Annotated in this window: 4 protein-coding genes and 1 pseudogene; all 5 read right to left on the bottom strand. The window is 43.2% G+C overall.

Annotated features, from left to right (window positions below):
- Window positions 1-18 precede the first annotated feature (18 nt).
- On the bottom strand, window positions 19-1,641 hold the full coding sequence (locus ABWO12_RS02325) for a pyruvate dehydrogenase complex dihydrolipoamide acetyltransferase (protein ID WP_353086870.1): 1,623 nt from the start codon (window positions 1,639-1,641) through the stop codon (window positions 19-21).
- 6 nt (window positions 1,642-1,647) lie between these two features.
- A pseudogene (pdhA, locus tag ABWO12_RS02330) lies at window positions 1,648-2,645 on the bottom strand (pyruvate dehydrogenase (acetyl-transferring) E1 component subunit alpha).
- A gap of 181 nt (window positions 2,646-2,826) precedes the next feature.
- Entirely contained in the window at window positions 2,827-3,309 is a 483-nt protein-coding gene (gene cdd / locus ABWO12_RS02335; protein WP_287783941.1) for a cytidine deaminase, read from the bottom strand.
- A 70-nt stretch (window positions 3,310-3,379) separates the two neighbouring features.
- Complete coding sequence (porV, locus tag ABWO12_RS02340) at window positions 3,380-4,576, bottom strand: type IX secretion system outer membrane channel protein PorV (protein ID WP_287783943.1); 1,197 nt, start codon at window positions 4,574-4,576, stop codon at window positions 3,380-3,382.
- Window positions 4,577-4,613: 37 nt separating this feature from the next.
- Window positions 4,614-6,099: type IX secretion system sortase PorU (gene porU / locus ABWO12_RS02345; RefSeq protein ID WP_353086873.1), on the bottom strand; the 1,486-nt coding region annotated here is incomplete at its 5' end.

Raw genomic sequence — 6,099 nt, forward strand, 5'->3', positions numbered from 1 at the left:
TATGGTATAAATTTATTTTTACGCTAACATCGTTACAGGGTTTTCCAAGAAAGTTCGAAGGGTTTGTAAAAACTCAGCTCCTGTTGCGCCATCGACAGTACGATGGTCACAAGCTAAAGTTACTTTCATGGTATGCCCTACAACAATTTGCCCATCACGAACAACGGGTTTTTGAATAATGGCTCCCACCGACAAAATAGCGGAATTGGGCTGGTTGATGATTGAGGTAAACTCGGTGATACCGAACATTCCTAAATTGGAAACGGTAAAAGTACTTCCTTCCATTTCGGAGGGTTGTAATTTTTTGTTGCGGGCTTTCCCGGCTAAATCTTTAATCGCATTTCCAATTTGTGACAACGTCATTTGATCGGTAAAACGAACCACTGGAACTACCAATCCATCCTCTACAGCCACGGCTACGCCAATATGAACGTGGTGGTTGATAGTGATGGCTTCATCGCTCCATTGCGAATTTACTTTAGGATGCTTTTTCAAAGCCATTGCACATGCTTTGATAACCATATCGTTGAACGACACTTTAGTATCGGGCACTGAATTGATTACACCGCGCGACTTCATGGCTTCGTCCATGGCTACTTCTATGGTTAAATAAAAATGAGGAGCCGTAAAAATGGATTCTGACAAACGACGTGCAATCGTTTTGCGCATTTGAGAGTTTTTGATTTGCTCGGCAAATTCGGATCCCGCTGGAACGAAAGGTTTCACCGCTGGAACTGCTGCCGTAGCTGCGGCAACTGGTGCGGCAGCGGTAGCAACTGGCGCTGGTGTAAAATGCTCCACATCGCTTTTCACGATACGCCCGTTTTCGCCTGTACCTTTAACTTGACCTAAATCAATGCCTTTTTCTTTCGCAATTTGACGCGCTAATGGCGATGCAAAAATGCGACCTCCTTCCTGAACTACCGGAGCAGCTGCAGGCGTAGTGGCAGGTACTGAAGTTGGGATTTCAGCCGGAGCAGAAGCTGGAGCTGCTGTAGGAACTCCCCCAGATTTCAACGATTCAGCGTAAGCAAGTACGTCGGTACCTGCAGGTCCAATAATCGCCAAAACACTATCTACAGGAGCCGATTCTCCTTCTTGAATACCAATGTATAATAAGGTTCCGGAATGAAATGATTCAAACTCCATGGTAGCCTTATCGGTTTCGATTTCAGCCAAGATATCGCCTTCTTTGACCGTATCGCCCACCTTTTTTAACCAAGTAGCCACGGTACCTGTAGTCATTGTATCACTCAAACGAGGCATCGTTATCACTTGAATACCCGCTGGTGCCGCAGCTGCAGGAGCCGACGTAACTGTTGGTGTAGCAGCTGGTGCATCGGCAGTAACATTGGCAGCTAGTGCAGGAGTTCCCCCATTCAATAAAGCGCTGATGTCTTCACCTGCCTGACCAATAATGGCCAATAGCGAATCAACGGGAGCAGACTGACCTTCTTGAATACCGATGTGTAAAAGGACCCCAGCGTTGAAAGATTCAAACTCCATGGTCGCTTTGTCGGTTTCGATTTCAGCTAAAATATCACCTTCTTTTATCGTATCACCCACTTTTTTCAACCATGTTGCTACCGTTCCTTCGGTCATCGTATCACTCAAGCGGGGCATCGTTACAACTGTTGCCATAATTGCTTATAATTTATGGGGAATAAATGGATAATTCGGTTCTTCGTACACCACATCGTACAATTGTTGTACTTCGGGATAGGGGGACTCTTCGGCAAAACGCTCACATTCGTCCACTAAATTTTTAACACGCTCGTCAATCGCTTCGATTTCAGCTTCAGTCGCGTATCCTTTTTCTTTGATAATATCTAAAACTTGCGTGATAGGGTCTATTTTTTGTATTCTTCAACCTCGTCTTTGGTGCGGTACAATTGCGCATCCGACATGGAATGCCCACGGTAACGATACGTTTTCATTTCTAAAAACGTAGGTCCATCGCCGCGACGAGCTCGTTCGATGGCTTCATGCATAGCCTCAGCCACTTTAACGGGATTCATCCCATCTACAGGACCACAAGGCATTTCATAGCCTAATCCTAATTTCCAAATATCGGTATGATTTGCGGTTCGCTCCACAGAAGTTCCCATGGCATAACCGTTATTCTCACAAATAAAAACTACGGGCAATTTCCAGTTCATCGCCATATTAAAGGCTTCATGAAGTGACCCTTGACGCGCTGCACCGTCTCCAAAATAGGTTAGCGTTACCCCACCTGTTTCAAAATATTTGTCGGCAAAAGCAATTCCAGCGCCCACTGGGATTTGTGCCCCAACGATACCGTGCCCTCCATAAAATCCGTGTTCTTTGGAAAAAATGTGCATCGAACCTCCCATACCTTTGGATGTTCCCGTAACTTTTCCATACAACTCTGCCATAACTTTACGGGGATCAACGCCCATTCCAATGGGTTGTACGTGGTTACGGTAAGCGGTAATCATTTTGTCTTTGGATAAATCCATCGCGTGCAAAGCTCCGGCTAATACCGCTTCCTGTCCGTTATATAAGTGAAGGAAACCTCTAACTTTCTGTTGAATATACACAGCAGCGAGACGGTCTTCAAACTTTCTCCAGAACTGCATATCTTCATACCATTGCAGGTAAACTTCTTTGGTAATTTCTTTCATTTTGACTGAATTACTGCGTTTTACAAAATTTTATGGGCACGATTATGCGAAATTATTTAAATCACGGAATAATCGGAATGCAAAAATAGAATAATGATTGTAGAACTAAAAATTAAATCCCCTAAAAATATAGTTTTTAGCAACCGTTTAGAGGGGGAAATATTAACTACATCGTTTTAGTTTACAAGGCGGTTTTATCAAAAGTCAGTGGCAACAAATTGGCAATGGACTCGGATTGATACACCACCCCTTTTTCACCCATAAAATAAATGGCGATGGGGGTATCTTGTCGAAACTCATACTCGGCTATCGACTGACGACAAGCCCCACAGGGAGGAATTGGCGACAGCGTAGGGTTGGTTTCAGAAGCAGCGGTGATGACCAGTGTAGTGATGACGGCATTGGGATACAATGCACCCGCTTGAAAAATAGCGACACGTTCAGCACAAAGTCCGGAAGGATAGGCTGCATTTTCCTGGTTGGAGCCCACAACTACTTCCCCATTATCCAAAAGTAAAGCGGCACCCACACGAAAACGTGAATAAGGTGCATAGGCCGTATTTCGAGCAGCAATTGCTTTTTCCATCAAAGCTTGCACTTCGCGTGGCGTTTGGTCAAGCGCATCGTAGACTGTAAAGACCGTTTGAATGGTTAGTTCTTTCATAACGTATTGCGGAAAAAAAATCCAAACTTCGAATTGAAATTTGGATTGTATCATTGGTAATTAAAAACGATTAATAATCTTCATATTTGTCGCCAAAGTTAAACGTCAACGAAAAACGAAGCGTATTTTCTAGTGGGTTTCGAATGCGCGAGGCGGAAAACAAGTAAGAAACATCTACTCGAACGATGTTGTACTTGAATCCAGCACCGAGGGTAAAAAACTTGCGCCCTCCTTTATCTTTACTTTCATTGAAATACCCCAAACGCATGGCAAAGGCATCTTGGTAGTTGTACTCGGCACCTACCGAATAACTTACTTCTCGCAATTCTTCGGAAAATCCGCCCGGAGCATCCCCAAAAGAACGGAAAATACCCGACACCCAATTAATACGTTTGTATTCTTCCGTGGCCAATTGCATATCAACGGAGTCTATAGTCCCGTCATTATTCATGTCGGTTCCGTTGTATGTCCCATTATCGAAACCCACTTGAGGCGTAGGAACCAATAATTTTTGGGCTTCAACATTCAAGGATACTTTATTGTATTCGTCCAAAATGAAATCAAATCCACCTCCCAAACGCATATTGGCGGGAATAAAATTGGAATTTAAATCGCTTTCATCGTTGTCATAGCTAATTTTAGGCCCTAAATTTTGGAAATTGAATCCCAAACGATAGCGACCGTTAAAATCATCTAAAGCAAATTCTTCCGATTGAAAAAAACCAGCAACGTCGAAGGCAAAAGTATTGGCAGCACGAGCATCGGTAGTCGCATCTGGAATTCGCAAATTGGAACGTATATAACGTCCGGCCACCGCCATACTAAAACGATCACTCAACTTCAAAGCATACGACCCATCTAAAGCCAACTCATTCGGTTTCACCACGTTGGCAGGATCGTCAAAACTTTGGCGTAACTCGATTTCTCCCAAACTAAAAAATCGCAAGGAACCGGCAAAAGCACTTCGCTCATTGATTCGATTGTAATAGGTCACTTGTCCCAAAGAAATATCATTCACTAATTGCGTCAAGTAGGGCGTATACCCTAACGAAAACCCTTGCTTATCAGTAGCAAAAGCAAACTTGGCTGGATTCCATTGTTGCGCATAGGCATCGGCAGAAGTGGCAACTCCTTGATCACCCAACCCTGCCGCACGGGCGTCGGAGGCAATCATTAGAAAGGGAACACCGGTAGTGATAACTCGTTGTTGTGCGTTTATTGTAGTAGTGATGCTTAGGAGGCTCAGCGCCCATAATAGCTTCTTCATTGTTGCAATTTAAAAAAGTTAACAAATATAGTATTTTTTACAGTATAACCAATTTTTCAATTTTTTCTGCGGTATTGCCGTTGAGCGTCGATCGCACCGTCAATTTGTAAACATACACCCCTTTCCCAATTTTTGACCCAAAATCATCGAGTCCATCCCATTGAATTTGGCGACTCAAAAAGCCTTCCGTAGTCACTGTTTGGTTAATCGTTTTTACAATTTTTCCAGTGATGGTAAAAATCTGAACTTGAACTTCTAAGGGTTCGAAAGGGCGGTTATGATTGAACCAAAACTCGGTGTAATTCACAAAAGGATTCGGGTAATTCAACACATTGGTCAAGGTAATCCCATTGCCATCGGCTACCACGAAATGAATTTCTGCCGTTACGGGGTTGTTGTACACATCCCAGGCTTTGAAAACAATGGTATGTGGTCCTTTTGCTAAATCACGTAAGGGAAAACGAATTCTTCCTTTGGTAAAATCATTCAGCTCCGTTTCGTAGTAGTCATTTAGCACAAATGGATTCATTTCATCGCCATCCAAAATTGCAATGATATCATGTCCGATTCCACTTGCAGTGTTAATACCATGCTCGTCCTCTAAAAAGGCTAGTAAAAAAGGAGATGCACTGGTAATTCCACCGTCAACAAAACTCTCATCATTCATAAACAAGCGGGCACGAGGACCAATATTATCAGCCACTGCGTCAGTATTGACACCGCCCACACGAATGTCAAAACTATGTCCCGTACGATCCGTATTGACTTGAGTCCCTTTGGCATAAAAACTCACCCGTCCAGGTCCTAGTGGAATACGAATATCACGAGGTACAACAAAGGTGACCTCAAACTGACCATTGACCACACTCACATTCCCACGGAAAATCGTTTCGCCTAAATTTTCAAAAGTCAAGGGTGTTGTAAACCCATCGTTATTTAATGCATTTTTGGTAAAGTTTTTATCAAAAACATTGATGGCTAATTCTCCACTGTAACTGGACAAAAGTTGACCGTTTTCATCTTGTACCTCGCCACTTAATTTGATAGTAGCCAACGCTTTTAAATCGTCGGTAGGTTGTGTTATCGGGACGTCATTAATTTTGGTTAATACCACTTTAGGTTGGGCGATTGCCAATTTTAAAGCAGGATCTCCTAAATAAAAGACAACCCGTGTGGCCGAATTGTTATTGGACATGATTTTGGCTTGACGCATCGCCTCGGCAATCGACACATAGGTATTGGACCCGTAAGCAAAAAGTTTGCTCGATAAATTATCGTTAAAATTTTCTGCTTGAAACTGACCAATAGAGCGAATGGTAGTAATCAAGGAAATCGCTCCCCCTCTCGGATTCCAATAAGTATATTCCCCTGCTGTGGGCCGCAAAGGATTGTCAAAACGGGAAAACTCACAAGTAATGGTAATAAATAAGGGATAGCGATAACGGTTTTGATAGTTAAACCCATCAAATTTATCCCACAAACGCTCAGCGGTTAGGCCGTCTTCTCCTCCATGCCCTAAATAG

Source organism: Flavobacterium sp. (genome assembly GCF_040379285.1).
Classification (GTDB): domain Bacteria; phylum Bacteroidota; class Bacteroidia; order Flavobacteriales; family Flavobacteriaceae; genus Flavobacterium.